Raw genomic sequence first — 25,798 nt, 5'->3', positions numbered from 1 at the left:
GCGAAATAGGCGGCTGTCCGGCGCAGGGTCTCGCGCTCCAGCTGCGGTTCCTTCTCCGCCTTCAGCAGCCGCGCGTTCTCCGCCCGCGGCCGGGCCGGTTCCTCAGCAGTGTTCGCGCCGACGGTGATCGCGGAGCTCGGGTACCGCCCGGGCCTCGTCCTTGCGAACCCACGTCCGCAGCGGCTCCGCGGTGATGCCGAGATCCGCGGCCACCGCCGCGCATATCCGCTTGCCGGCCACTGCACGGTAGAGCGCGACGGGTCTTTCCTTAACTCCTCCGGATACGGAGACTGACGTCCCGCCTGGACATCCCTGGGACCATCAAGATCCATTGCCGGGGTGTTCACTCCAAAGGATCAGCCTCCGAGCCGTGATGCCCCTACGGCGCAGGTCACTTGTCGCACACCGTCGGGTTCTGGCGCCGTACATCGATCACGTGCCCGGTCATCATGGAGGCCAGAACCTCTACAGCGGCCTTGGCCACTGTCTCGGGGGCGAGCAGCGTGGCGGCGGGCTCCGCTCCGAAGGCGTTCCGCCGCATGGGCGTGCGGGTGCGTTCAGGGTTGATGCAGTTGACGCGGATCGCGTCGACAGCCCACTCGTCGGCGAGCGCCTGTGTGAGGTTGACAGTGGCGGCTTTCGCCGACGAGTAGAGGCCGTATTCGGCTCGGCCGCGGGTGTAACTGCTGGATGTGAAGAGGAGCAGATGTCCCTGCGATGCGTTGAGGTAGAGGTGCGCGGCGCGTGCGATGTGGACTGGAGCAAGGTAGTTCACAGCGGTCGCTTCGGTGATCTGTGCCGACGGGACGTCGGTCAGCTTCCCCGTGCGCAAGAATCCTGCGGTGTTCACTACGTAGTCGATCCGTCCGGCCGTGCGGTGTGCCGTGGCCAGGGCCTCCTCGACATGCTGGGGGTTCTCGACGAATGTGCCGGTGGTGGATCGGCTGAAACCAAATACCTGAACGCCGTTGTCCCGCATGAGTTCTGCGATGCTTGCCCCGATTCCGCTGCTCGCCCCGAAGATGACGGCAGTTTTCCCCTCGAGTGTCTGCCGGAGAGAATCCTCCCTGGAAGGGTCAGGTGACGCGTGGGAAGCGAGCTGGAAGAGCTTTTCGGCCAGAAAAATGTCGGACGGGTGGGTCACCTTCATGTTGCGCTCATCGCCGCGTACGACATGGATGGGCACGTCGGGGCGGTAACGGAGGACCACTCCGCAGTCGTCCGTGGCGTTGAAGTCCGGGTCTCCGGCGGCAGCCTCGTAGGCGTTCTCAATGGTGGAGAGCCTGAATGCCTGCGGTGTCTGGCCGCGCCGTAGGCGGGACCGGCAGGGGATCTCTTCGATGTAGTCGGTGCCGCGACTGTCCTGGCGTGTGACGACGATAGTGTCGGCGGAGGGTATTGCCACGTCGACGGCCTGGTGGTGGTCCAGCGCGTTGACGCATTCGGAGATGATGCGCCGGGACAGCAGCGGGCGGACGGCATCATGGAACAGCACCTTGGGGTCGGCCCCGCCGCCTGTCAGGGTACGAAGGATGCCGATGGCACGCTGTGTCGTCTCGTTGCGTGTCGTCCCGCCTGCGTAGACACCCCGCACCTTCGTCAGGCCGGCAGCGGCGACAACCGATTCCGCCTCCGCGATGTGTCGGTGATGCATGAGCAGTATCACATCGTCAATTTCCGGGGCGTCCTCGAACACCTGCAGCGTGTGCTCGAGAACGGTTTTCCCTGCAATTTTTATCAGTTGCTTGGGGATGTTCAGGCCGACGCGGCGTCCCGTTCCTCCAGCCAAGACCACTGCCACACTGCGCGGCGGCGCTTCGCTCTTGTTCGCATGGGACGAAGGAAAGGACATCTCGCTGCTGCTTCCATTCACCGGACACTCTTCATAGGAGGCATAGGCGCCACCAGCCGCTCCGGACGCTGCTTTTGTTAGCGCCAGCCCAGGGAGCCTCAAACTGATCATAGCTCTTACATCATTTCGAGGCCGGCAGTCTTATGTTGATACTTCCGCATGGAAAGTTGTGTGGTTCTTTCGTGCGACAGGGTTCTTCTCTTGCGTGTCAGGAGCGGGGCCGAATTGATCATTAAGGATCTTCAGCGTGGCCTCTGATCGGGTGACGGTTGCCGGCCCGTAACGGGCAGGGCTCCCTGGCTGTTGGGCGAGATGTCTGACGTCTCAACCACCTGGCCAGGGAGCCCTGTTGGTTACCTATCCTTGCGCACTGGACCTGCCGCATGCCCTCGTGGAGTGGGTCACGATGCTGATCGTCACCCGTGAAGGTGACCGCCGCTGCAAGCTCCCGCCTTCGCAACGCGCGCTCGTGGCCTTGGTGTACCTGCGCGAGCACATCACTCTCGCCAAGCTCGCCGCGGGCTTCCGGATCAGCGAGGGCACCGCCCACGCCTACGTACACAGCGTGACCGCACTCCTCGCCGCACGGGCCCCGTCCCTCACCCGCGCACTGCGCAAGGCCCGGCCCGAGTATGTGCTCGTGGACGGCACGATCGCCGAGTGCGACCGCGTCGGCGACCGGGAAGCGGACTACTCGGGCAAGGCCAGGCGGCACGGGGTGAACATCCAGGCCGTCACAGGACCCGCCGGCGAACTGCTCTGGTTCTCGCCCGCGTTGTCCGGCCGGACCGTGGACATCACCGCCGCCCGCACCCACAAGATTGTCACCATCTGTGAACGCTTGAAGATCCCGGTGCTGGCCGACAAAGCCTACGAAGGAGCCGGAGGAACCTTCTGCACACCCTTCAAACGGCACTGCGGACGCGACCTGACCGTCAAACAGGAAGCCGTCAACCGGGCACACGCCCGGCTGCGGATGCCCGTCGAGCGGGCCTTCGCCCGCCTCAAGTGCTGGCGCCTCTTCCGCAAGGCCCGGTGCAGCCCGAACCGGCTCACGTCAATGGTCCAGGCCGTCCTCACCCTGGAGCAGCAACGCTGAAGATCCTTATTGTGTCCGTTCTGTCCTGCGCTGCTGGGGCGGAACAGGCGGGCATACGGCGAAGCCCCTCGTCGTTGGTGTGGTGATTCCACTCAGCACACCGTTTCCAAGGGTCGTTGGTTACGTGTTCTGCCGTGTTCGATGTCCTGCGCGAGCTGGTCGAACGTGTCTCGTGGCTGGCCCGTGCTCGAAGAGGGCCTCAACTCTTGGTGACAGGCGCCCGGTTGCCCAGGAAGTTCTTGGTCGACCAGTCCTGCTGTTGCTATAAGCACCGGATCCGCGCTCTAGCCCGACGTGCCCGCCCGAATGCCGCGCAGCCATGCGCACCCCTCGGGACTGTCTGCTCGCTATTAGCGGTTTAACCGTGTCCGCGCACGAATTCGAGCCCGGGGGCATGCTTCAGTCGTCTCAAAACCTGGCGAATCCCGCGCCGGGCACGCTGCCCGACCAGCCGCACCAGGAAATCGTCGCCACCGTCTACGCGCTTCCGGCTGCAAAAACGAAGGGTGAAGGAGTTTCTGATCGAAGAGGTTGCTACCCGTGGCGGCTGTTGGGTCGAGGCCGCCCGCTACATGTAGCCTGCCGTTCGCGAGCCGGTCTCACTCGCAGGCAGTCCCGCTCTCCGTTCCCCGGATCGGGGCTTTCAGTCGGCGTCAGCAGTGGGCACGTCGCTGGTCCGGGGAGCAGGCTCCGAGCGGGCATGTTCGTGCCGTGTGTCGCCCTGGGTCCGCGGCTTCCGGGGCGGTCGGTTCGGGCTGAACCGGGTGAGCCACGTGTACCACAGTGTTGTGGCGAACAGCAGGCCGAGGATGATCCAGGAAATCATGAAGCGCAAAGATCCTTTTCAATAGGTGCTGACGAGACGAGCAGTCCCGCTACCGAGGTATTCCGCATACTGCTTGCTTCGACGGCTCGTGCCGACGCTGGTCGCAGCTGGCCAGTGTCGCAGTTTCAAGACTCGCGACAGTAAAAGTCCGAGGCAGTCCGCCCCCGTGTGCAAGGAGTCTGCCAGAGACGGCCGTTCCGGGATGAAGAGCCAATCAGCACACCCTACCGGGGTACAGGTTCAACGACGCCCAGCTTTCGGCTATGTGCTCTGACTTTCGTTGGCAGAGGACCCTCGGGAATCCAGCTGCATCGCATCCGTATCGTTCTCTGTCTGTGCAGCCCGGGCAAGTTCTTCACCCTGCTGAAGGGTCGTCAATCCTCCGTTTTCGCAGGCGCGGAGCGTGTGCACGGCGGCGATGCGGATGGTTGAAGCAGGCGCGGAGCGGGCGTCACCAGGGCTTGGGACTTGCGAACAAGGGTTCGCCGAGTCCGGAGCCAGCCAGTCCTTGTGCACTGCGTGGCCCTCGATGCTCTGACCAGGCCTTCGGTTAACGGTCGGGGCAGCGCTGACGGTGCGTCCGCGGCCTGGGCGGGCCGCGAGGGCTTTGGCGTGAAGAACGCCCAGACGATCTTGCCGGACGGCGAGCAGTCCTCAACGCCCCATCGGTCCGCAAGTGCGTACACGATCTGCAGTCCCCGGCCGGAAGTTTCGCCATCGGCGGGGCAGCGGCGCTGCGGCCGCCGACTGCTGCAGTCGCGCACTTCCAGGCGCAAGGAGCCGTGCTCGTCGATGGCCAGGCGCACCACGAAGCCGTGTCCGGGCCGGGTGCCGTGTACCAGCGCGTTGGAGGCCAGCTCGGAGACGCACAGCCGGATCTCCTCGGAGAGCCCCTCGACCCCCCAGGAGGCCAGGGTCGCTACCACGAAATCGCGGGCCAGGCCAACCGATTCGGGTTGCGGTGCGAAGCGTCGTCGCCGGATCCGGAGCACGCAGCACTCACCCCCCGGCGGCCGGAACTCGAGCCGGACTGGTGCAGCGGCACAGCGTCCGACCTCGCAGGCGCAGCGCGCCGTATCCGGTCGGACGCGACGGGCGGGCCGGCAGCAGTCCTTCCACACGAGCCCTGGACGCCCGCACCAGCCCCGCAGGACCACAGAAGATTGTGTTGCCGGCCCGGTGGTATGCCGTGGAGAGATGTATGGCCATGCCCGCTCGAAATGCTCAGGTGACGTTGACCATTCGATCGTGCCCGTCCCCGGAGGGGATGCGGAAGACACCAAGGGCGTTCCTCGGAGACTTTCGTTGTGTTCCTGCACAGGCTTTTGTTGTGTTCGATGGTGCATCCGTTTCCCTCCCTGTCCCTGCCGAACCCGGATGCCCCTGGGAGCGCGCAGCTGGGGCTGGGTGCACGAAGACGGGCCGACCTGGTCGCCGTTCTCCTTCACGAGCGGCACGAATACCGGTGGGGCCCGGCTGTCGGTGTCCGGCCCTGGCGCGCCTTGTGAGGGGAGCCGGGAATGTGGAGGGGGCCGTGCTCGGCGGCTTCGGACGCAGCGTCATCTCCCATGCCGACACACGCTGCGTCTGCGCCGACGGCCCAGGGCATCGCCTGGAGACCGACTTGCTCAATCTTGTCCCCGGCTGGTCTGCGGTCCGCGGCCGTGCTGATCGTTGTTGCCTGCAGCGAACGTCTGACTGCCGCGGCGGGCTCGGGGCCGCTTCCCAGCGTTGTGGAAGCCTGTCGCATCATCGTTGTCCCGGACGTGCTCCGCGGCAGCGTGCCTGGGGCCTGCCGGATGCGCTCTGCCTCCATCCTGCCAGGGCAGGCGCCGTCACCGCGGCCGGGCACGGCTTTCGGCCCCTGCTGACGGGAGGAGGGCTGCCGCGTGGACGCCGGAGTGCGGTGGCCAGGATGCCTGCCTTGGACGTGCCGGGGCCGAGTGTGTCTCCCGGGTGTCGGCTTACCTTGTCTTCTCTGTGGCGGGGTCGGGGCGCTGGACGGCCTTTACCGAAGCGGGGATGGGCTGCCCGCTCTTCAGGGCGTGCCAGAGTGCTCGTGCTTGCGGCTGCCGGGGCACCACCCGGTTGTGGTCGGTGGGAGCGGGCCGTACCGGCAGGGTCACCATGGTGACGTTGCGTTGGTCCAGTGCTTTGAGGTCTTTGCCGAAGTCGACCAGGTCCTTGACCGAGGCGAGTGCCGAGTCGGTGGTGATGCTGCTGGTCAGCGCGTCGGCCATGCGGAAGAGCCGGACCGGGGAGGTCAGCAGGCCGGTTGTCTTCGCTTTGGTCAGGATGGCGGCGATCATCTGCTGTTCCAGGGTGATGCGGCCGAGGTCGCTGCCGTCGCCGACGCCGTGCCGGGTCCGGGTGAAGGCGAGTGCCTGCTTGCCGTTGAGATGGCTGGTACCGGCCGGGATGTCGAGCCCGCTGTAGGTGTCCTTGATAGGGCGGCTCACGGTGATGTCGACGCCGCCGAGCGCGTCCACTGCGCGTGCGAACCCGGCGAAGTCGATGCTGATGACGTGGTCGATGCGCAGGCCGGAGACGGATTCTGCGGTCTTGACGCTGCACAGGGGGCCGCCGACTGCGAAAGCGGTGTTGAACATCACTCCGCGGGCGGCCGGCACGGTCGCTCCGTCGGCGGTGGTGCACTGCGGGCGGTCGATGAGGGTGTCCCGGGGGATGCTGACCAGCTGGGCCGAGCGGCGGTCGGGGGCCAGGTGCAGCACCATGGCCACATCGCTGCGGCCGGTTTGTTCTTTGCCCCCCGCGTAGCGGGCGTTGTCGCCGGCGCGGGTGTCCGAGCCGAGCAGCAGGATGTTTTCCCCGGTTCCCGGTGCGGGTCTGTCGCTGCCCAGGGCCCCCTTGAGGTCCAGCGAGTGAATGTTTGTATCCAGCCGCAGGTAGAGGGCAGTGCCGATCCCGGCGGCCAGCAGGGTGGTGATGCACAGGGCCAGGGCCAGGCGGCGGATCCAGCGGCGACGGGGGCGCTTGTTGCGCTGAGGGGGTATGCGGCCGGGCGGGCGGACGGGGTATACGGGGGGTGGGGGCGTGGTGGCGTGGTTCATGTCAGGGCTTTCGTGTGTGGATAACGGTCATGAGGCCGGTTTCTCTTCACGTGCCATGTCCTGTCCGAGTCGGGCTAGTTCGGCCGCGCCGCGGGTAAGAGCCTGCTGTGCGTCGTCCAGGCGTCGTTGGAGTGCGCGGATGTGGGCCTCGCGGACCAGGCACAGTTCCACCAGTTCCTCCCGCGGCAGTGCGTCGGCGGACTCGGCGAATTCCTGTTCGACCAGTTCCTGGTCGAGCGGTTTCGCCTCGTCGGCGGGGCGCCGCTTGCGCCGCAGTCGTCTCAGGCCCTTGACCGCCTCGTCGTGTCCGCTGCCGGGGAGGTCGACGACGTTGACGGAGAGCTCGTTGGCGATGGTGTAGAAGGTGCGGGTGCGCGCCCTGCCCCGGGGGGTCGTCTCCAGGACGGTGGCGGGGTAGCGGTAGACGGCCTTGCGGTTGATGCAGTCGCCGGTGAGGCCGGCGATGCGTACGGGGGTGGTGTCCGCCTCGCAGAGGTACAGGTCCCAGATGCTGTGGGCGGTGTGGTGGCGGCGGCCGAACTCCGGGTAGGGGATGGCGAATCGGAGCCGTCTGCCGTCCTGTTCCCGGACCGGGAGCGGGAAGTCCAGCATGCTGTTGCGGCGGCTCTGCGCGATGACCGACAGGGCTCCTTGCGGTTCGGTGCCCCGGAGTTCGACGGTGACGAGAGTCTCCTGGTCGAGGACTTCTACGTTGATGACTTCGGCGTGCCGGGCGCGCACCCATACCCGCACGTCGATGGTGTCGTCGGGGCCGGAGTGCGGGATGAGGGAGACCAGGGCGGGCTGGTCCGCCTGCGCCAGGGAGGGCTGCACTGGCAGGTCGAGGAGTGTGCGGTTGTCGCAGATGCCGGTGCGCAGGCGGCGGCGGGCCTGGCCGTCGGCCGATTCGACGTACAGTTCCCACAGACCCTCGGACAAGGGCAGGTCTTCACGGCGGATGCAGGCTGTGAAGAAGGCTTCGCCGGTGTCCTGGGCAGCCGGCTGGAGTGGGAGTGAGACGTGCGGTTGTGCTGCATTCCCGTCTCCGCTGACACACAGCAGCCGTAGGTCTTCTGCCCGTTTGCCGGGCGCCATCATCCTGATCACGACGTCGCCCGAGGTGGTGGTCCACCAGTCGGCCCTGTCGGGCAGCTTCTGATCGGCCTGCAGCCGGGCCAGCAGCTCGTCGTAGGCGGCAGCGACCGCCTCCGGCGCGTAGCGCGGGGCGATTTTCAAGGCGTTGTGGCCCAGGTACCGGCGGCGTTCGTCGTCCTGGATGAGGCTGAGCATCGCGTCGGCGAGGGCGTCGGGGTCGTCGGTGGGGGTGAGCAGGCCGTCGGTGCCGTGGGTGATGATGCCGCGCGGGCCGTCGCAGGCGGTGCTGATGGTGGGCACGCCGACGCGGGCGGCTTCCACGATGACCAGTGAGAAGGCTTCGGCGTGGGAGGAGGAGACGGCGAGGGCGGCCTTGGCCCATTCGACTTCCATCCGGGAGGAGCTGCCCATGAGGAAGACGTGGTTGGACAGGTTGCGCTGCTTGATCTCGTCGAGGATGCGGCCGCGTTCGGGGCCGACGCCGAAGATGCGGAGTGTCCAGTCGGGTCTCTCTGCGACCACGCGCTCGAATGCCTGGACGAGTTCGTGGAATCGCTTGACCGGTGCGAGTCGTCCGGCGGCGATCACCGTTTTGGAGGAGAGGTCCGAGGGGGCCAGGGGGGTGGGCGGAATGCAGTTGGGGATGGTCTCGATGCGCGTGCCGGCATGGCCGAAGGTCAGCCGGGCCCGTTGTTCGTCCTCGGTGTTGACGGTGACGACGGCGTCCAGTTCCCGGTAGGCGTCGTTGAGGCGCTGGCCCAGCGGGCTGTCGGGCGTGGCCAGGGCCTGGTGTTCCTGGGCCACGCGGATGATGTGTCCTGGGCCCATCGTGGCCAGGCAGACGGAGATGCCGGGGTTGGTGGCGATGATGACGTCGGCGTCGGAGGTGCTGAGGTACTCGCCCAGGCGGACCTCTGTCAGCCGGGAGATGTCGTTGATACGGACCTCGTCGCCCTCCGGGTAGACCAGTGGCGGCGCGGTGTACAGGGGGTGTTTGCCGTCGTAGGCGTAGGAGGTGGCGCGGGTGTCGACCAGGTCGACGACATGTACCCGGGGGTCGAGCGGCAGGGCGGGGTGGTCTCGGTCGCGCCGGGTGGAGACGATCTCCACGGTGTGGGTGCCGGCGAGGGTGCCGGCGAGGTTGAGGGTGCTTTGGATGACACCGCCGATGCCGTAGCGGTTGTGGAGCAGAAATGCGATCTTCATGTGGGGATGTCCTTGGTACGTCAGCCGGACCGGTGCGTGGCGAGCGGGGCCTGGGCGGCGGGGTCCGGCAAAAGCTCGGCTCTCCCCCGTGCGGCGAGGCTGGTGAGCGCCTGTGCGAAGCGGGTGGTGGAGGACGGGGTGGCGGGGCCGAGCAGATAGCCGCGGATCTCCTGGCGCCGATGGCGCAGGGTGTCGTGGGCCGGGAAACGCAGCAGGTCCACCAGGCCGCGCACGCCCCGGGCGTCGGGGGTGAGCAGGTAGGCGCCGCGGGCGGCGGTGTTCAGGCGGCAGAACTCTTGCGGGCCCAGGCCGGCGGTATCGGTGAGCGCGTACGGCTTGAGCGTGGCGATGAAGTCGGAGACCACGCTGGAGATGTCGCTGATGAGCAGGTCAGCCTGGTCGAAGCAGTCATACAGGTGCGGCCCGTCCGGTTCGATGACGGCATGTTCGTAGGGGGCATGCGCCGCCCAGAACAGACGGGTGCGTTTCTGCTGGAGGTCATGGATGCGTTGCAGAGTCGGCAGATCGGCCTGTGCGGTGTCGCGGGAGCGTTGGGCTTCATCGCCCGTGGCGCAGCGCATCTGGGTCTTGAGCTGGTCCAGTGTTCCTTCCACCGTCCGCAGTTCGCGCAGGGCGGCCGCCCGCCGCTGGTGTGACTGGGCCCCGTCCTGGAGCGCCAGGCGGCGCGCCGAGTGTGCGTTGGCGCGTGCCAGCAGGCGCAGGATGCGCTCGTGGGCCGTGCGGGCCGCGCTATCACGGATGCCGGTGAAGGGGTGGGGTTTGTAGATGATGCGTACCGGGGGTTCGATGCTCAGCAGCTCGGTGATGATGTTCTCGCCGGCAGTGATCAGTGAGGTGTTTCCCGGGTCGTCGGTCCAGCCCTCCCAGGTGGGCGCATACAAGACGGTGGGAATGGCAGGGGCAGCGGACCGCGGGGCGTCGGGGACCTGGAACCGGTCCAGCTGAGGGCGTCCCACCTCGATGATGTCGGTGTCGGCGACGCCGACCCGGGCCTGGGCGTAGCGTTCGCGCCCGGCAGGTCCGGCGACCCATACCTCGTCGTAGACCTTGGTGTAGGGGTTGATGCTGGCGATCTTGTCGCTGTCGCCGTGCCCGATGAAGACGTGCTTGATGGTGGGGACGCGTAGCAGGTGAATGTTCTTGCCCACGTTCGCCGAGTACAGCGCCACCCGTACCGAGGACAGGTCCATGTTCATCAGGTGGATGGCCGAGGGAACGCACAGGACGGGCAGGTGGGTGAGGTCCAGTTTGTTCAGCAGGTGGCGTTCGCGCAGCAGGATCAGCGGCCGGGCGTCGAGCGCGGACAGGCACTCCAGCCACATGTTGATCTGGTAGGCCGAGTCACGCGACCCGCTGAAGTACAAGATCACGTCGGGGCGGTACTGGCTGAGCCAGCCGTCCACCTGGGCCAGCATCTGCTCGGCCCTCATGCTCCGGCGGGCACGGGAGACGTGAGGCATCAACGCTGCGAGCGTGAGCAGCATCGCCGTGCCGGAGACGGCCACGCCGAGGTGGGCCCACCGGGGCGTGCCGGTCGCCACGGTGGCGATCAGCCCGATCCAGATCACGGCCTCGTGGTGGAGCAGCCGTTGCCCTGGCCAGCCGGTCAGCCAGCGCGGCGGGGTGTCCTCGATGTCCAGGCGCGGCAGGCGGATGTTGCGGGTGGTGACCGGCAGCTTCCGGCGCCGGCTGATCACGTCCGTCAATGTGGAGAACAGGGCCATGCCCCCGGTGAGCAAGACCGCGCTCAGGGCCAGGAAGTGGCAGCCCCACCCGTACACGGAGGGTATGCCGATCATGAGCGGCACCAGCAACGAGACCCGTCCCATCACCCGGATGGTCACGCCCGCCCGGCGTCGGCTGAGTACTCGCATCAGCGATGGCTCTGCACGGTGCAGGTACACATCCGCCCCGTAGGACAGCAGCGCGGCCCCGACAAACACCCAGGGCCACACCAGCAGGGAACTGACCAGCATCGCCAGGAACGACAGGCCAAGGAGGGCCGCTGCGGCCAGGCCCCGCAGGCGGCGGACCTTGCACGTCCTCTTGATCCGCAGCACGCGACGGCTGCGCGTACCCGAGACAATCACAACAAGCCACCTTCAGTATCGATTTCCGCGCAGCCCCTGCCATAGGCGGCGCAGGAGGCGCTGTCTGCCGGCCCGCGGCCGGCTTTCGGCTTCTCTGCATCCGCGGCATCCGCCCCGGCATGGACTGCGCTCCCCCGCCCCGCACGCCCATCCGGCAGGGCGCCGACGGCGTCCCCGGACAGCACAGTGCGCAGCCCGCAGAACATCTACGCTTTGATGGGCTTCTTCACCTTGGTCCCGCAGAACTGATCGCGGGGCCACGTCCGACGAGGCCCCGGCTTCGAGCCTCGTACTCCCCACCAACGTGACCACTCATCAGCGTCTGTCGGCCGGTGACCAAGCTGAAGGAGCTCAATACCCCTGTCCCGGCCCGGAATTACCGCGCCCGGCACCGCGCGGCCTGTCCCAGCGATTCCGGTGGAAAGGGGAAAGCCTCGTGGCGCTGTCTTTCCTCTGCTCCTCCCCCGCCGGACAGCCACGCCGCGCGTCTTCCCCTTCGGAGGTCTTGCCACCGCCCCGCACGACCAGCCCGGTACCCGAGCCGAAAACGCCGGCCAGCGGACACCCTTTTCGCTGTCCTGGCAGCCGGACATCGCACCAGCACCGTGAACACCGGCGCCCCCGGTCGCCCGGCCCCGCGGGCGGGCACTCTCATGCAGCCGCCGTCCAGGTATCGGCCTCGCCGCCCCGGCTCTTCTTCCTGTGGCTGTCCGACCGCCTGCCATAGGCATCCCAACCGCGGTCGCGCGCAGTCATGCCACCCCACACCCCGAAACGCTCAGGTGTCTCCTCAGCATGCGCGAGGCACTCGGACAGCACAGGACACCTGTCACAGACCGCCAGCGCCTCCGCGACCGTCTCCTCCATCTCCTGCCCCCGCCCACCAGCGAAAAAAGTTTCCGCATCGGCACCGGAACAGGCTGCTCGAAGCGCCCAGTCCGCAAGCCCCGGAGGGCTCAGAATATAATCCGGGAGACGCCTGCGGGAGATCGGATCTATTTCAAAAGAGCTCATTGCTTGCGCCACTATCCGGATGCCGATTCCAATTCTGATGTCCACTGATCGAACGGTCCGCAACCCCGGCATACACGAGCAAATACATCGACACCGCAGCGCGAACCAACGAAATCCACCATATAGCGCCATCAGCCGGGAAACGGCGTAATTTAGTATCCCCCGGAACGGATCACGTAGACAACGACGGACAACTTTCGTCGACCCCTACGCCACCAACAGCACCCCCACCACAGCCATAGGAGCCTTACCCCGCCCCACACCCTCGGGACAGGAGCCATGACACCGCCCCGCCGGCTCCATGACGGGCGGCGCGCTACAGGAAATGGGCTAGATCTGGATTCATCACACAGGCGTCCACGCAGAAGGCTCTCTGCCATACCCCCTGGAGGTCAACGCAACGGTCCGCACCACCATTTCAGACACCGCGAACTGCCAACCCACTACCAACAGTTCAACCGTGCCCACGCCCGCCTGCGAGCTCCCGGTCAACGCGCCTTCGCCCGGCTGAAGCCCTGACGCATCTTCCGGCGGCCCTCTGCTCCACCGACCACAACAGCCGCATCGTCCAGGCTGCCCACACCCTGGGCCGCAGCCATGCTACTGGCCCCGCTTCTTCGATCACCGGTCCGCTCACCCAGTGATCACCGGATCGGAGCCCAGCCGTTCACGATCAATATCACCGATCAGGACGGCTTTTGAGTACGTAGAACTGGAACAGCTCACCGTCGCCCCGCGCTGCAGTGCAGGTCAGTACGTCCATTCCTGCCTCCTGCGCGAGGTGGCGTACGGGGGCGACGATCGGGGTGTGGCCGAAAACCAGGACATATCCACCTGCGGCGAGTGTGCGGCACAGCGATTTGAAGATTCCCACCGTGTCTGCGCTCTTCAAGACCTCGCTGTTCAGGAATCGGATCACCAGAACATGCACCGAGCGGTCGGCCAGCGGTGGGAGGAGTGCGTCGGCGACGAAGACGCTCGTGCCGTGCGCCGATGCTCGGCGTGTCATGCCGTGCGCGAGATCCGATCCGATACAGCGTGCTTGCGGAAAGACCTTCCCAAGTTCCCTGATATAGGTCCCTGTTGAACAGGCCGGGTCATAGATGACATCGCCTGACGAGACTTTACCGTCGAGGAACTTTGCGCTGATGTCACGGAAGTGCTGTTCGTCTTCGTCGAGCCGGTCGGCAAGACCCTCGTTGGCGCTCCAGTGCTCCGTGGAGCAGGTGGGTTCGCACCAGCGGTCGTCGAGCAGGGGGAAGGGGAAAGTGATCTCGGAGTCCGGCATCCCGCTCGCGCAACGGAACGCCTCGCGTTTGTCTGCATCTGGGCGCGGCCAGCATTCGAATGCGACACCTCGTTCACCGAACTGGAAGTCGTGATAGGCGCCGAGGAGCATTTCTGGCCGCAGAACACTGGACAGTGTATTCCGACCGGAAGCAGTGCGCTCCAGACGCTTCCGTCCCAGCCACCGGACATCACCGACACGGAGAATGAAATAAAGGTTCAGGCGGGTACGGTTGGTCTCAACGTACCGCCGGATGCCCTCGCCCTTCACATCCATTTCCCTTCCTTCGGATGCCTGTCGGCGTTGATTTCCTCCAAGGCGATGCTCAAGCCGATCCTCAAGGCCGGCTCAAGGGCGGAATGTCCTCCGTCGATCCATGTGACGGATGTGTTCAGGGCAGATTCCCTGAGAAGCAGGGCATTTTCTGCGCCGAACCGGTCCTGCACGCCCTGGACCACTGTGACCGGCGTCAGCAAGGTGCGTGGAAGCATCGCGAGCACGCCGCCGGACGGAAGAAAGAAGTTGTTCCGGACGTAGTGCGTCTCCACCCGGAGGCTTTCCGCGACGCCAGGGCCGACAGGCACACGGAGCGGGTCGAACTCGAGGGAGGAGCGCACCAAGTCGAACGCGCACCAGTGACGCAGCGCTGTCTCATGGTCGGGGTGGGCCGGGTTGTGGATCCTCCTCGCGTATGCGCCGGGCACGTCCTCGCGCTCCGCGGGGTCCAGCCAGGCAGTGAACCCCCGCCATGCCGACGGATCGACGCCCCTGCCCGTGCGGAACACCTCGCATTCCCGGGCAGTGCCCAGGAAAAGGCCTGTCAGCAGCAGGGCGCGCACTGTATGCGGACGGCGTGCGGCCGAGGCGAGGGCGAGGACCGCGCCCCATGAGGGGCCGAGCACCGTCCAACGGTCTATGCCCAGGTGCCTCCGCAGGCGTTCCAGGTCCTCGACGAGATCGTCAAGAGTGTTGGCAGCGCAGTGACCGCGTGGGGTGGAGCTGCCGCAACCGCGTTGGTCCACCTGGATGATCCGCCATTGGCCCGGGTCGGCCAGAGTGCGTTGGCGGGCGCTGCTGCGCCCCCCGGGGCCACCGTGGAGGATCAGCAGTGCCTTGCCACGAGGGTTACCGGATTGCCACCATCGCAGCGTGTGACCGCCGCCGACGGCGAGGAAACCGGTACGCCGGGATGCCCAAGTCCTCACCGTGGACCCCTCTGACGGCTGCGTGCGGACCGGGCTCGGGCTCCCAGACGTGCAAGATGCCCTTCAGTGATCAGATGGAACCGCTCGAGTCCAGGGCACTGAACCTGAACCACCGTCGTTCCATGCTCCATGACACATAGACGGTGAGCCACCACCCGTCGGCCGACGGAAGCGATGCGTACGACCGCTTCTTCACGCTGCTCCGCCACACTCGTCGGGCAAGGCCTGGGACCGTCCAGCGCCGTGGCCACCGGAGCCTGGCTCAGCCGTTCCGTGAACGACAGCCGGGCGCAGGCCAGGAGGCGTGGATAGGGAGCGAGTCGGGCCTCTACCGCTGCCATGTGGCCCGGATCCACGAAGGCGTCGCGCAGAAGGATTTCCTGGACCAGCTCACTGATCGCCCGCGCGACGGCAGTTTCTATGGACAACGATGCTCCCAGCCCATAGTGGGGGCGTCGGCCGGGCGACGCGGCCGTGCAAGCGAGAACGACCGGGATGCCCACGTCGGTTGTCAGATCCAGCAGAGCAACCGGGCCCTGGGCAAGAGCGGCAGCACGGTCGTACTCGTGGCGCAGCGCTGTGGGCAGGATCGTGGCTGGAATGCGGGACGGCAAGGGGCCGCCGTCATGGACGGAACGCACGAGGAAGAGTGAGAAGGCGTCCCGTTCCGCCCATTCGTTCAACGCGTGCAGCAGCGCCTCGTCCTCGGTCGCGCCGATGGCACACCCGGTGTTGACGCTGCAGGACAGCACTGGACGGTAGTCCGCAGTGTCGCCGAGCCGGCTCCGGGCCGCAGCCATCTCCTGGCTTCTCTTCAAATACCACGGCGCCCAGAGGAATATAGGAACGTCCAGCGGTCCGCCGCCATCGAGTGCCGTATATCGCACACAGGCCGCTTCGGCCCTTTGCCGAGCCAGTATGTGGATGCTCGGCTCCGCCCGCAGCGCGCCGTCCAGCAGGCCGGCCGTATCACGAAGTTGCAGGGGCAGCGACTCCAGAGACCTCGGCCCGCTGAAGGTGTGCTCCAGTGCCTCGAACAGTGCCCCCGCCCGGGCAGAGGGCAGAAATCCTTTGCCGTTGCCCAAGCCTCCAGGCACTGCTTCACCAGATGGGGTCCGCAGAATACACTGCACTGCTGTGAAGCCGCGGTCACCGAACTGGTGCAGCTCCGGATGCCAGCCTGCAGCACCGATGTCGAGCCGCGCCTGTCGCTCAGCCGCAACCAGGGTGAGCTCTCGTTCGAACGGGCGCTCGCGCGTTCCGGTGTAGAGCTCGCGGGGGGACGGGACCAGCTGTCCCGTCCCCCCGGCTGAGCTCTTGGGCTCAGGCCTCAACGGCGGCATCCAGCTCGGCCGCAGCGTTGACATCCTCCGCGTCGGCCGGGCTGATCTCCGTCTCCACGTCCTCAAGGTCGGCAGCGTTGAACGAGAACATGTAACCCATGGTCAACTCCCTTGTTCACTCCGGCTAAAGGCCCCGTTGCCCCTTGCCCGTACTGCCAAATCTGCCATCATCGGCACCGAAAAGGATGGGACTTAAGTCCCCTTATCAGATGAGGAAAAAGTCCCCTCATGACTCATCCTGGGTAACAGTTCGCCAAATTCTTCCACTTGAACCGCGAGTTGACCGACATAGCGGCATCGACCACACGCTGGAGACTGGCCAACCGAGCAGCTCTACTGCTCAATCCCCGCAATTGCTGCGCCGGCGAGGCAATCACTACCCCTTCCTACAGCCCCGAGGAACTCACGGAACAGGTATGCGAACGCCTCCCGAAGGCGACCCAGCCAGTGCCGGACATCGGATCCCGCGGCCCACTTCCTCGCCCCGCCCCGCGCCTCATGACGACGGCCTTCAATACCCGCCTCCCCTGGTCTGGCCAACTCCACGATCAGATCAGCCAAATACCGCGAGGGACACCCACGCCACATAGCTCGTAACACGGCCTTGCGGGGTGTGGCTGGTCGACCGTGACCGGGGCGCTGCTGCGAGTGTTCGTGCGGTGGGGGCAAGCAGATGTGGGTCGTAGATGGTGAACTGCTGGCTGTGACAGGGGTGTTGCTGCCACCGTGGCCGGGGCAGGCGCTGGGTCGGGTCTCATGCCCGACCGGGTTGTGCCTGCAAGGCATCCTCTACGTCCTGCACAACGACATCAGCCGGCAACGCCTCCCGCCGGAGCGGGGATTGGGCTCCGGGCATGCCCGCCAGCGCCAGCTCGGCCGATGGCACAAGTCGGGGGGCCTCGACCGGCTGTACCGCCTGCCGGCACGCCTGCACACGGCCGACCGGCCCGACTGATCCCGCACATGCGTGGACGCAGCCGTCCGCAGTAGCTGCGTCGGCGGTGTGCGTTGCTGTTTGTGTTGGCTGGCGGCCGCGAGGTTCTTCGTGGCTTGGGGTGTGGTTTTGAGCTGGACTGTGGCCGTCTGGGGAATGAGGGGATCCCGTCCGGTCGCAGCCGACCGGACGGGATCGTGTCAGCTGGCCCTGGGCCAGGCCCAGGGCCGGTGTTGCTCATAGGTGGGTTGTTGGTGGGTGGTTAGTTGGGGAGTTGGAGGCGGATGGTGTGGGGTGTGGTGAAGAGGTGGGGGGTGGTGGTGCCGGTGGAGTTCCAGGTTTTGATGGTGTTGTTGTTGGTGTCGACGGCGAGGAGGTCGGTCTTGCCGTCGGCGGTGAGGTCGCCGGCGGCGGGCTGGGTGTAGCCGTTCCAGCGGGTGAGGTACTTGGGCTTGGCGAAGGGGTTGTGGCCGGGGGTGAGGTTGCCGTCGGACTGCCAGTAGTCCAGGTTGCCGCGGGGGGTGTGGGCGAGGAGGTCGGCCTTGCCGTCGCCGTTGTAGTCGCCGGCGGTGGCCTGGGTGTAGCCGTTCCAGCGGGTGAGGTACTTGGGCTTGGCGAAGGGGTTGCCGGACTTGTCCTGGCCCTTCCACAGGTAGAGCGTGTCGGTCTTGGTGTCCATGGCGATGACGTCGGCCTTGCCGTCGCCGTCGAAGTCCCCGGCGGTGGTCTGGGTGTAGCCGTTCCAGCCGTCGGTCAGCTTGACGGGGTCCTGGAAGGTGCCGTCGCCCTTGCCCTTCCACTCGTACAGGGTGTCGCCCTTGGCGGCGACCAGGTCGGTCTTGCCGTCGCCGTCGAAGTCGCCGGCCGTGGTCTGGGTGTAGTCCCAAGTCTTGTACAGCTCGCGGCCCTTTTCGAAGGCGCCCTTGCCGTTGCCCTTCCACTCGTACAGGCCGCCGGTGGCCTTGTCCTTGCCGACCAAGTCCGCCTTCTTGTCCCCGTCGAAATCACCCAGCGCATCCTGCGACAGATCCGACGCCTTCAGATAGGACGGTTTGCCGGGCGTCACCGTCATCGTCACCGTAGCGGCCTTCGACGATTCCTGCCCGAACTCGTCCTTCACCTTGTAGGTGAAGGAATCCTTGCCCGTCCAGGTGGAGTCGGCGGGGGTGTAGACGACCTTGCCGTCCTTCACCGTCGCGGTGCCGTGCTGGCCCTTGCCGTTGTTCTGCAGCTCGATCTGCGCCTTCGACCGGTCACCCGAGATGCTGTCGTTCGCCAGCACATCGATCGGAGCCGACGGCTTCCCCGCCACGGTCTTCACCGGGCCGTCATCCTTCGCCACCGGAGCAGCCGGCTCATTCCACTCCAGCACAATCCGCCCCGCAAAACCCGCAGGATGCAACGAAGAACCACCACCACCGGCCTTCCCCCGCTGCACATCCCCCGCATTGCCCGGCGTCTGACGGTCACCCGCCATCAGCTTCCCACCCGCCAACGACGCACTCACATAACCACCACCACCCCCACCACCACCGAACCCGTAGTTGCCCTCGCCCTGGCCGCCGCCGCCGCCCCCGTAACCGCCGCCGCCGGCCCCGCCATAGTGGTTGAACGTGCTGGTCCCGCCGTTGGCACCGAAACCGTCCCCGCCCTTCTCGCTCGGCGTGAAACCACTGGCATTGCCGCCGGAGCCGCCCTTGCCATCGCTCCCCCCACGACCACTAGTGTCGGGGTATTGCTTCGTCCCCGACCCGTCCTGCCCGCGGTCCCCGCCACCCGCACCACCCGGCGTGGCGCTGCTGCCGCCGCCGCCGCCGGCGACCAGCAGCCGGGTGTCACCGGACCTCACCGAACTCGCACCACCCCCACCACCACCAGACGAGCTGAGGGCTGCATTCGATATTGATCCGCCATTGCCGTCACCGTAACCGCCCGCAGCATTGGTCTGGTATGCCTTATCGCCGCCGCCGGCGGTGGTCAGGGTGAGCTGCTGGCCCCCCTGCACCGAAATAGTGCCCTGCGCATAACCACCCGCACCCCCATAAGCGTCCTTGTTGCCCGAGTTCTTACCGCCGCCGCCGCCGGCGCCCCAGACCTTCGCGAAAACCTTCGACACCCCCTGCGGGACGGTGAAGGTCTGCGTCTTCTTGCCGGTGTAATCAAAGATCTGGCAGTTGGAATAACCATCGGTCGGGGTACAGCCGCCCGCACCGGCCCTGGCCTGACCAGCAGCAGTAGCAGCGGGCGCCGCGGCCCCCAGCGCCGTAATACCCACCGTGGCCACCACAGCCGCCGCAGCAGCCCGGACCAACGCCCGCCGACCACCGGACACCGCACACACCCTCATAGGAATCTTCCACTCGTCGACAATCAAAACCCCACGCCAGACAAGCCAGCCCGCCCGAGCCCCAACGACACCCCGTGCCGCCAACACCCGCACCAGCACAGCCAACCGACGCGCACACCAACGAGTCTCCCTCCACACCCCACCCCACCCACACAAGCCAACGATGACACCCACCCACACAAAGCCCCCACCCCCCACACAAAAGATGCAACACCCACAGACATACAGATCCAGAAGCCACCGACCAACGGCAGATCCCCCTGCATCAGGCACGCCCGCCCGGAGAAACAGAACCACCACACCACTGACGCAACGACAAAACGAGCAGCACCCTGAAAGCCGCCAACCAGGCAACCGACAACCAACCGCCCAGGACACCCACCGAACAGACCCAGACCAGGAACCCGCAACCGACCGGCAAGAACAGGCTGCAACAACAGCTCACGAAGAAAATGCTGGAGCAGACACCAGAGAACGAGATGAACAAACATCCCGGCCATGAATCCACACCGGCCAGCCACCACACCGCCGGACACCAGCCACTACCCGGCAGGCGACTTGGTCAAGCTCTTCCACGAACACCGGTAGGCGAGACAGCCTACTTCGCGATCAAGAAGTCGGTCCTCGGCGGCCGAATCCTGCGCTCAACACGTCCCTCGTCCGTCGCCCAGGATGTGTACACACTGCTGACCACCCCTCAAGTGCTGCGCAGCGCAATCCACGATGTTCCCTGATCCGTGTTCCGGACCCGTAGCGTGCCAACTTGATCGTCGCCGCCCTACAGACCGCTCGCGGCCAAGTCGTCCAAGCCGCGGAAGTGGTCGCCGACGAGACCATCAATCCGGTCGGACAGATCGGCCAGCAGGTCCTGGACAACCCGCCGCACTCCCCAAGCATCCGAATCGCACCCTGTACCGCCCGGCGCCCCCTCTTCCTTCCCCTCGATGCAAGACCCCGAAGATCGACACCCGCACCTACAGGCCACCATCAGCATCGACATCCACCCTGCACCTGCCGTGACGGCGCCCACTCCGCCCTAATTTCGCGATCTTGCTTTTACGAGTAGTACGGCTCGTCCGCCTTGCTTCGGTGGGCGGGTATCCGGGTGCCGTCAACGATGACGAAGTCGCTCTCGCCCAAGCCCATCAGAGCCTCATGGAGGCCGGGTGCTGAGGCCACGAGGATCTCCAGGGTCTCGTCGACGTGTCGCCAGGCCGTCGCCATGGAGACCCGAAACTTCCCACGACCTGTGCGAACATCTCATTCTTCTGCCAGTGCGCCAGGACGAGGAGGGCCCGCTTGGAACAACCCGGCTTCTTCCACGGCAACTTCAGCTTGATCACCATGGTGCGGTGGCCTTTGTGGTGGCCGGCTCGCACCGCTGGCGTTGTCCCCCTTGTTCTCCCTGCCGCCCTCGGTAACGGCGGTATCGGCCTGCTGGTACCGGATCCGGTCGAGGATCCCTCAAAAGGAGAGGCGACACGGCATCCGAATAGAAAATCAATTTCACTTTCCGCCTTCCACCGCAACTGTATACAAAAGTATCTAGCGTCTCCTCCCGTAGCGCCCATAGCATAGGGCGAAACCTCGACAAGCGAACGCTTCACCGCAAGGGAGTCCACTGTGGGAAATATGAGAAACCGCGAGGCCGCTAAAAACATCCGCCGGCGCCGAAATATCTTATTCATTGGCGCTTCGATGTCGGGTGTCCTGCTTCTGCAGGGGCAGGCTTCGGCTGCTGAAGGCAGCTACGCTCAGGCCGATCTTCCAAACGGTCAGAAGCTCACCCTCCCCTACGACCTGCCGGACAGGGCGAGTTTCTACGGATTCCTCCCTCCAGGGAACGGGACTGGGGATGCCAGCCAAAAAGAGGCTTCGTGGGGGGTGACGGCCTCGAACCTCAACCCAAGGCCATTCCTGTCCAGGTACGCGGTCGAGGAGGCCGTGAGAAATTTCCTGCCAAGCGCAAGTTCCGCTCTCGGGGATGCTCACGTAATTATTCACGACAGCTTGAGCGAAGGTAGCACTTATCTTCGATCAACAGGGCAGGGCATCGCCAGCTACTGCGCCAAAAACAAGACAAACTGTGGCTTCGTCGGAAAGCTTTCTGAGACGGCCCCCGTCATGGCGCAAACCGGCATCAGTCAAGGCCCCCAGACCGTATCGGTCACTTCCTCCGTCACCAAGACGAAAACACGCCAGGAAAGCAGCGGATACAGCATCGGGGCCTCCATCACCGGCAAGCTTTCAGGCGGAGGCAAGGACGGGGCGGCCGGTGGGGGCGTTGATGTCAGTGGAAGCTTTACGTACAGTAAAATGACAACTGACATCAATTCAACCTCCACCGCGAACAGTACAACATATACGCGCACCATCCCTGCCGGAAAGTGGGGGTATGAGCAGTTGCGATTTACTGGCGGGCAATACACGGGAATCGCAGTTGCGAAGATAAATCCGCGCGCCATGTATCTTCCTCTCTGGAAGGAGAAAGAGGCGGGGAATGAGTGGTCCAGTAAGGGGCTCTGTCGAGGTACAACTGGCAGAGTGGAGGGGAAGCCGTGGATCAGTGGAACCATCGAACCCCATCCCGTGCTCGAAGTCTTTCCCGCGAAGGCCGTGGTGAAGGCTCCAGGGAATCTTCCTGCTACCACACGAAATGTCGTCCTTACTGAGGACAGGAACTAGCACCAACGGCATGGCTCATGCCGATGCCGATATGGTCCAGTACTTCTCCCAAGCCTGACTGGAGGTCTTCTCGCAACCTTAACTGCGCGGTGATGTGCAGGTGTTGGAGACTTCTGGGCTCTGATCAGTCGGCGAGGGCGATGGGTGCATGTGGGCGATGCTGTTGATAGCCCAGTGGATTCCGTCGCCCTTGAGCCCGCAGTCGCGGGAGATCTTTCAGTTCTTCACGCGGGCGAAACTATGCTCAGCACGTGCCGGTACCCGGCGGTGAGGGGCGTTGCGGTTGCCGGGCAACGGCAACCGGCTGCGAGCACGAGACTGGTGTCAGCCTTGATGAGAACCTGCATGCTCGCCCTGGGCCTTCATCGGGTATGCCCTCACGGGCTGACGGCGAGTACGAGGTAGGCCCCGAGGAGCGAGAGGTGCACGCCGCCCTGGAGCGGTGTCGCACGGCCCGGGATCACGGTCAGGGTACCGACGACGACGGTGAGGGCCAGCAGCACCATGTGCGTCGCGCTCAGACCGAGGACCAGCGGCCCGTCGAGCCAGATCGAGGCCACGGCGACGGCGGGGATGGTCAGTCCGATGCTCGCCATGGCCGAGCCCAGCGCCAGGTTGAGGCTGGTCTGTACGCGGTCGCCGCGCGCGGCCCGGAGGGCGGCGATCGACTCGGGCAGCAGGACCATCAGCGCGATGACGACGCCGACGACCGACGCGGGCAGTCCGGCCGCCGACACCGCCGACTCGATCGTGGGCGAGACGACCTTGGCCAGGCCGACCACGGCGACCAGCGCGACGAAGAGCAGGCCCAGGCTGCCCAGGGCGGCCCGTGCCGAGGGCGGTTCGGCGTGGTCGTCGGTGTCGATGACCTCGCCCTCGGCCGTCACCGGCAGGAAGTAGTCCCGGTGCCGCACCGTCTGTGTCGACACGAACAGCCCGTACACGATGGGCGCGGCCAGCGCGGCGAAGACGAGCTGCGGAGGGGAGAAGCGCGGGCCCGGGGTGCTGGTGGTGAACGTCGGCAGGACCAGGCTCAGGCCCGCCAGTGTCGCCACCGCTCCGAAGGCGGCTCCCGTGCCCTCGGGGTTGAAGGTCGCGACCCGCCGGCGCAGCGCGCCCACCAGCAGGCACATTCCGACGATGCCGTTGCAGGTGATCATCACGGCGGCGAAGACGGTGTCGCGGGCCAGGGTGCTGCTCTTGTCGCCGCCGTCGGCCATGAGCGTCACGATCAGGGCCACCTCGATGACGGTCACGGCGAGCGCCAGCACCAGGGACCCGAACGGTTCCCCGACCCTGTGCGCGATCACCTCCGCGTGATGCACGGCGGCCAGTACCGCTCCCGTGAGCGCGCACCCTACGAGCACCACCAGCCCCGCCGACAACGACTGCCCCCAGGACAGCGCCAGAACGACGGCCGCCACCACAGGCACGTACACCGGCCACTGCGAAACAAACAAGCGGAGCTGAACATTCATAGGATGTGTCAATCTAACGGCCGATCTGGGCAGTTGCCTTCCCGGCGCCCTGGTGCCGCTGTGGCTGCTGCCGGGTCCAGCCAACCGGGCGGGGCGCGGGGCCGTGCGTGCTTTTCGTGCCTATCTTGTATACCGAAGCTGCCCGTGCGGGTCGGAAGGTTGCCATGGCTGGTGCCTGCGGCAGCCCTCCTGCAGTGGGCTGCAGGAGGGCAATGACAACGGCTAACAGAATGGACTGGTTGAGGTCGGTAGCCGGCCTCCGAAGGGAAGGTTGAGTGTTGTCCGGCTCTTGGGGGCATCGCTGTGGCTCGTGTCGGACGGGCTGTGGGAGCGGATCGAGCCGCTGCTGCCACGCACAAAGCGAAGGTTCCGGTGCCCGGGCCGTAAGCGGCTGCCGGACCGACAGGTGCTGTGCGGAATCTCGTGTACGTGCTGCGTACCGGTATCCAGGGGGAAGTACCCTGCAGCGGGAGCTGGGATTCGGCTCGGGCATGCGTCAACAAAAGACTATGCCCGAGAACTTTCGCGACAGACCTTAATGTTGGTAGCCGTGACAACATTTGTGCGGTAATCAAAGGACCGTACTGCAATCAGGATCAAGCACATCATGCGTAAGCTCGTCAAGCTCGCCACCGTCCCCGCCGGCCTTCTCGTCTCCGGTCTCATGGTGATGACCGCTTCGCACGCTGCCTTCACCGCCACTACCAACACTGACAGCAGCACGTGGCACACCGGCAGCGTCGCCCTTACCAACGATCACAGTGGCAAGGTCGTCTTCAATGCCGACGGCATCGCCCCCGGCCGCACGGGTACCAAGGACGTCACGGTCGCTTATCACGGCAGCGGAGCCCACATCCGCATGACCGCAGCGCCTACGGGCGACGCAGGCCTCGTCGCCGCCCTGCAGCTTCACATCACCGACAGCGAGGGCCACGACGTCTATCAGGGCAGCCTCCAGAACCTGGCCGCTCACAGCACTTACGCGACCGGTATGGGCGACATCAAGACGAGTGCTGACAGCACTGTCACGTACCACATCGAGTGGAGTCTTCCGGAGAGCGCGGACAATCCTGCGATCATGGACAAGTCCGCCGCAGCGGTCTTCTCCTGGACTGCTCAGAGTGGCAAGTGACGGTCTTCCCCCGCATCTTCGCGACAGCCCGTGACCTGCGAGTCGTGGGCTGCCGTGCCGCACTTGCCGCCCTCGCAGGCCTCGCACTATGGGCCCTGCTGCCCACGGCAGTTGGTTGGGAGCCGACCAGCGTCGTCTCGGGCAGCATGACTCCCAACATCCGACGCGGCGACGTCGCCGTATCCAGCCCGGCGTCCTCCGTACGGCCCGGGCAGGTCATCACCTTCCATGGCGACCAGGGCATCATGACCCATCGCGTCACCGCGTTCGCCGATGGCCGCATCACCACCAAGGGCGATCACAACCAGTCGCCCGACCCCGACCAGATCACCATGGAAGATGTCATCGGCCTCGGCCGCCTCCGTGTCCCCTATGTTGGCTACCCCGCGGCCTGGCTTCACGACCGGCAGTGGGACCGGCTCGGTCTGTGTGCCGGAGCTCTTGTCGCCGTGGTCTTTGGAGCCCGCGTAACCTCGCGGTCCGGCAGGGCAGGTGGTCTGCACGTGGCATCGCGAATGCGTTGAGGCGTTCGCCGGGGTTTATCTGTCCCGCGGATGGGTCGGTGTGCAGCCTTCCGTCGTCCCCGATGCCATACCGGCCTCTGCCTGGGCAGGGTTCGTCTGCGTCGCTTTCGTCGTGGAGGTCTGCTCCCGGAAAGTCGTCGTCGGCGGGCCGTCGGCCGCGAGCGCACCGATCTCTGCTGGATGCCCTGGGGATGTGTGAGGCGCGCCTTTCTGCGGCGGCGCTCTCGCCAGTCCGCGGATCAGGCGGTGTGGTGTCCGGGGGTGTGGTGGGCCACATGGTCCACGGTCTGCTGCACGAGCGTTGCGACGTGCTGGTCGTGGATCTCGTAGTGGACCTGGCGGCCTTCGCGGCGGCCGGTGACCAGACCCAGGTGGCGCAGCAGCCTCAGGTGGTTGGAGACGGCGGGCTGCTCCATGGCGACGGCTGTGGCGAGTTCGCCGACGGTGCAGGGCGAGCGGCGCAGTCGGTCGAGGATGCGGACGCGAACTGCCGAGGACAGCGCTTGCATGATCTCAGCCACGGCGGTGGCCTGCTCGGGTGAAATCAGTTCGCGGTCATCGCCTGTGGTCATGCGCTCAACTTTATCT

General features: G+C 65.9%; 17 protein-coding genes and 2 pseudogenes. 6 read left to right on the top strand and 13 right to left on the bottom strand.

Annotated elements, in window-relative coordinates:
- Window positions 1-391 precede the first annotated feature (391 nt).
- Window positions 392-1,852 carry an SDR family NAD(P)-dependent oxidoreductase gene (locus ACMATS_RS37600; RefSeq protein ID WP_414170868.1) on the bottom strand — a complete coding sequence of 487 codons (1,461 nt, stop codon included), beginning with the start codon at window positions 1,850-1,852 and terminating at the stop codon, window positions 392-394.
- Window positions 1,853-2,201: 349 nt separating this feature from the next.
- Here ACMATS_RS37600 and ACMATS_RS37595 point away from each other — a divergent pair, with 349 nt between their 5' ends.
- Entirely contained in the window at window positions 2,202-2,951 is a 750-nt protein-coding gene (locus tag ACMATS_RS37595; protein ID WP_414170576.1) for a transposase family protein, read from the top strand.
- A gap of 1,200 nt (window positions 2,952-4,151) precedes the next feature.
- Here ACMATS_RS37595 and ACMATS_RS37590 read toward each other — a convergent pair.
- The 8 genes from ACMATS_RS37590 to ACMATS_RS37555 all read right to left on the bottom strand — a co-directional run bounded on the left by ACMATS_RS37590 (window position 4,152) and on the right by ACMATS_RS37555 (window position 15,852).
- Window positions 4,152-5,123, bottom strand: coding sequence for an ATP-binding protein (locus ACMATS_RS37590; RefSeq protein WP_414170598.1), 972 nt, complete (start codon window positions 5,121-5,123; stop codon window positions 4,152-4,154).
- A gap of 618 nt (window positions 5,124-5,741) precedes the next feature.
- Window positions 5,742-6,848 carry an LCP family protein gene (locus ACMATS_RS37585; protein ID WP_414170597.1) on the bottom strand — a complete coding sequence of 369 codons (1,107 nt, stop codon included), beginning with the start codon at window positions 6,846-6,848 and terminating at the stop codon, window positions 5,742-5,744.
- 27 nt (window positions 6,849-6,875) lie between these two features.
- Complete coding sequence (locus tag ACMATS_RS37580) at window positions 6,876-9,149, bottom strand: glycosyltransferase family 4 protein (RefSeq protein ID WP_414170596.1); 2,274 nt, start codon at window positions 9,147-9,149, stop codon at window positions 6,876-6,878.
- 20 nt (window positions 9,150-9,169) lie between these two features.
- Window positions 9,170-11,260 (bottom strand): hypothetical protein, encoded by a 2,091-nt coding sequence (locus ACMATS_RS37575; RefSeq protein ID WP_414170595.1) that lies wholly within the window; start codon window positions 11,258-11,260, stop codon window positions 9,170-9,172.
- Between the two features lie 651 nt (window positions 11,261-11,911).
- On the bottom strand, window positions 11,912-12,319 hold the full coding sequence (locus ACMATS_RS37570) for a WhiB family transcriptional regulator (RefSeq protein WP_414170594.1): 408 nt from the start codon (window positions 12,317-12,319) through the stop codon (window positions 11,912-11,914).
- 634 nt (window positions 12,320-12,953) lie between these two features.
- A complete protein-coding gene (locus ACMATS_RS37565; protein ID WP_414170593.1) occupies window positions 12,954-13,838 on the bottom strand; it encodes a class I SAM-dependent methyltransferase in 885 nt (294 codons plus the stop codon).
- Window positions 13,829-14,767 carry an alpha/beta fold hydrolase gene (locus ACMATS_RS37560; protein WP_414170592.1) on the bottom strand — a complete coding sequence of 313 codons (939 nt, stop codon included), beginning with the start codon at window positions 14,765-14,767 and terminating at the stop codon, window positions 13,829-13,831. The genes ACMATS_RS37565 and ACMATS_RS37560 overlap by 10 nt, the downstream gene beginning before the upstream one ends.
- Complete coding sequence (locus ACMATS_RS37555; protein ID WP_414170591.1) at window positions 14,764-15,852, bottom strand: YcaO-like family protein; 1,089 nt, start codon at window positions 15,850-15,852, stop codon at window positions 14,764-14,766. The genes ACMATS_RS37560 and ACMATS_RS37555 overlap by 4 nt, the downstream gene beginning before the upstream one ends.
- 1,027 nt (window positions 15,853-16,879) lie before the next feature.
- On the opposite strand from ACMATS_RS37555, the gene ACMATS_RS37550 reads away from it, so the two are divergent.
- The gene (locus ACMATS_RS37550) at window positions 16,880-17,065 is read left to right on the top strand and encodes a hypothetical protein (protein ID WP_414170590.1); all 186 of its coding nucleotides are present in this window, start codon (window positions 16,880-16,882) and stop codon (window positions 17,063-17,065) included.
- Between the two features lie 241 nt (window positions 17,066-17,306).
- Here ACMATS_RS37550 and ACMATS_RS37545 read toward each other — a convergent pair whose 3' ends face one another.
- Complete coding sequence (locus ACMATS_RS37545) at window positions 17,307-19,376, bottom strand: FG-GAP-like repeat-containing protein (protein ID WP_414170589.1); 2,070 nt, start codon at window positions 19,374-19,376, stop codon at window positions 17,307-17,309.
- 1,074 nt (window positions 19,377-20,450) lie between these two features.
- A pseudogene (locus tag ACMATS_RS37540) lies at window positions 20,451-20,713 on the bottom strand (IS5/IS1182 family transposase); the annotation flags it as partial.
- Window positions 20,714-21,023: 310 nt separating this feature from the next.
- Here ACMATS_RS37540 and ACMATS_RS37535 point away from each other — a divergent pair.
- Entirely contained in the window at window positions 21,024-22,076 is a 1,053-nt protein-coding gene (locus ACMATS_RS37535; protein ID WP_414170588.1) for a hypothetical protein, read from the top strand.
- A 377-nt stretch (window positions 22,077-22,453) separates the two neighbouring features.
- Here the strand turns inward: ACMATS_RS37535 and ACMATS_RS37530 are convergent, their stop codons facing one another.
- Window positions 22,454-23,554: a calcium:proton antiporter gene (locus tag ACMATS_RS37530; RefSeq protein ID WP_414170587.1), complete on the bottom strand. Its 1,101-nt coding sequence runs from the start codon at window positions 23,552-23,554 to the stop codon at window positions 22,454-22,456.
- 289 nt (window positions 23,555-23,843) lie between these two features.
- On the opposite strand from ACMATS_RS37530, the pseudogene ACMATS_RS37525 reads away from it, so the two are divergent.
- The 3 genes and pseudogenes from ACMATS_RS37525 to ACMATS_RS37515 form a co-directional block, all read left to right on the top strand.
- Window positions 23,844-24,045 (top strand): annotated as a pseudogene (locus ACMATS_RS37525) (transposase); the annotation flags it as partial.
- A gap of 116 nt (window positions 24,046-24,161) precedes the next feature.
- Window positions 24,162-24,686, top strand: a complete 525-nt coding sequence (locus ACMATS_RS37520; protein WP_414170586.1) for a hypothetical protein — start codon at window positions 24,162-24,164, stop codon at window positions 24,684-24,686.
- Window positions 24,596-25,210, top strand: coding sequence for a signal peptidase I (locus tag ACMATS_RS37515; protein ID WP_414170585.1), 615 nt, complete (start codon window positions 24,596-24,598; stop codon window positions 25,208-25,210). The genes ACMATS_RS37520 and ACMATS_RS37515 overlap by 91 nt, the downstream gene beginning before the upstream one ends.
- A 239-nt stretch (window positions 25,211-25,449) precedes the next feature.
- On the opposite strand, the gene ACMATS_RS37510 is transcribed toward ACMATS_RS37515, so the two are convergent.
- Window positions 25,450-25,782 carry an ArsR/SmtB family transcription factor gene (locus ACMATS_RS37510; RefSeq protein ID WP_414170584.1) on the bottom strand — a complete coding sequence of 111 codons (333 nt, stop codon included), beginning with the start codon at window positions 25,780-25,782 and terminating at the stop codon, window positions 25,450-25,452.
- Window positions 25,783-25,798: the final 16 nt, after the last annotated feature.

This window comes from Streptoverticillium reticulum, assembly GCF_047456005.1.
Classification (GTDB): Bacteria; Actinomycetota; Actinomycetes; order Streptomycetales; family Streptomycetaceae; genus Streptomyces; species Streptomyces reticulum.
This window is presented reverse-complemented; position numbering and strand designations above follow the sequence as displayed.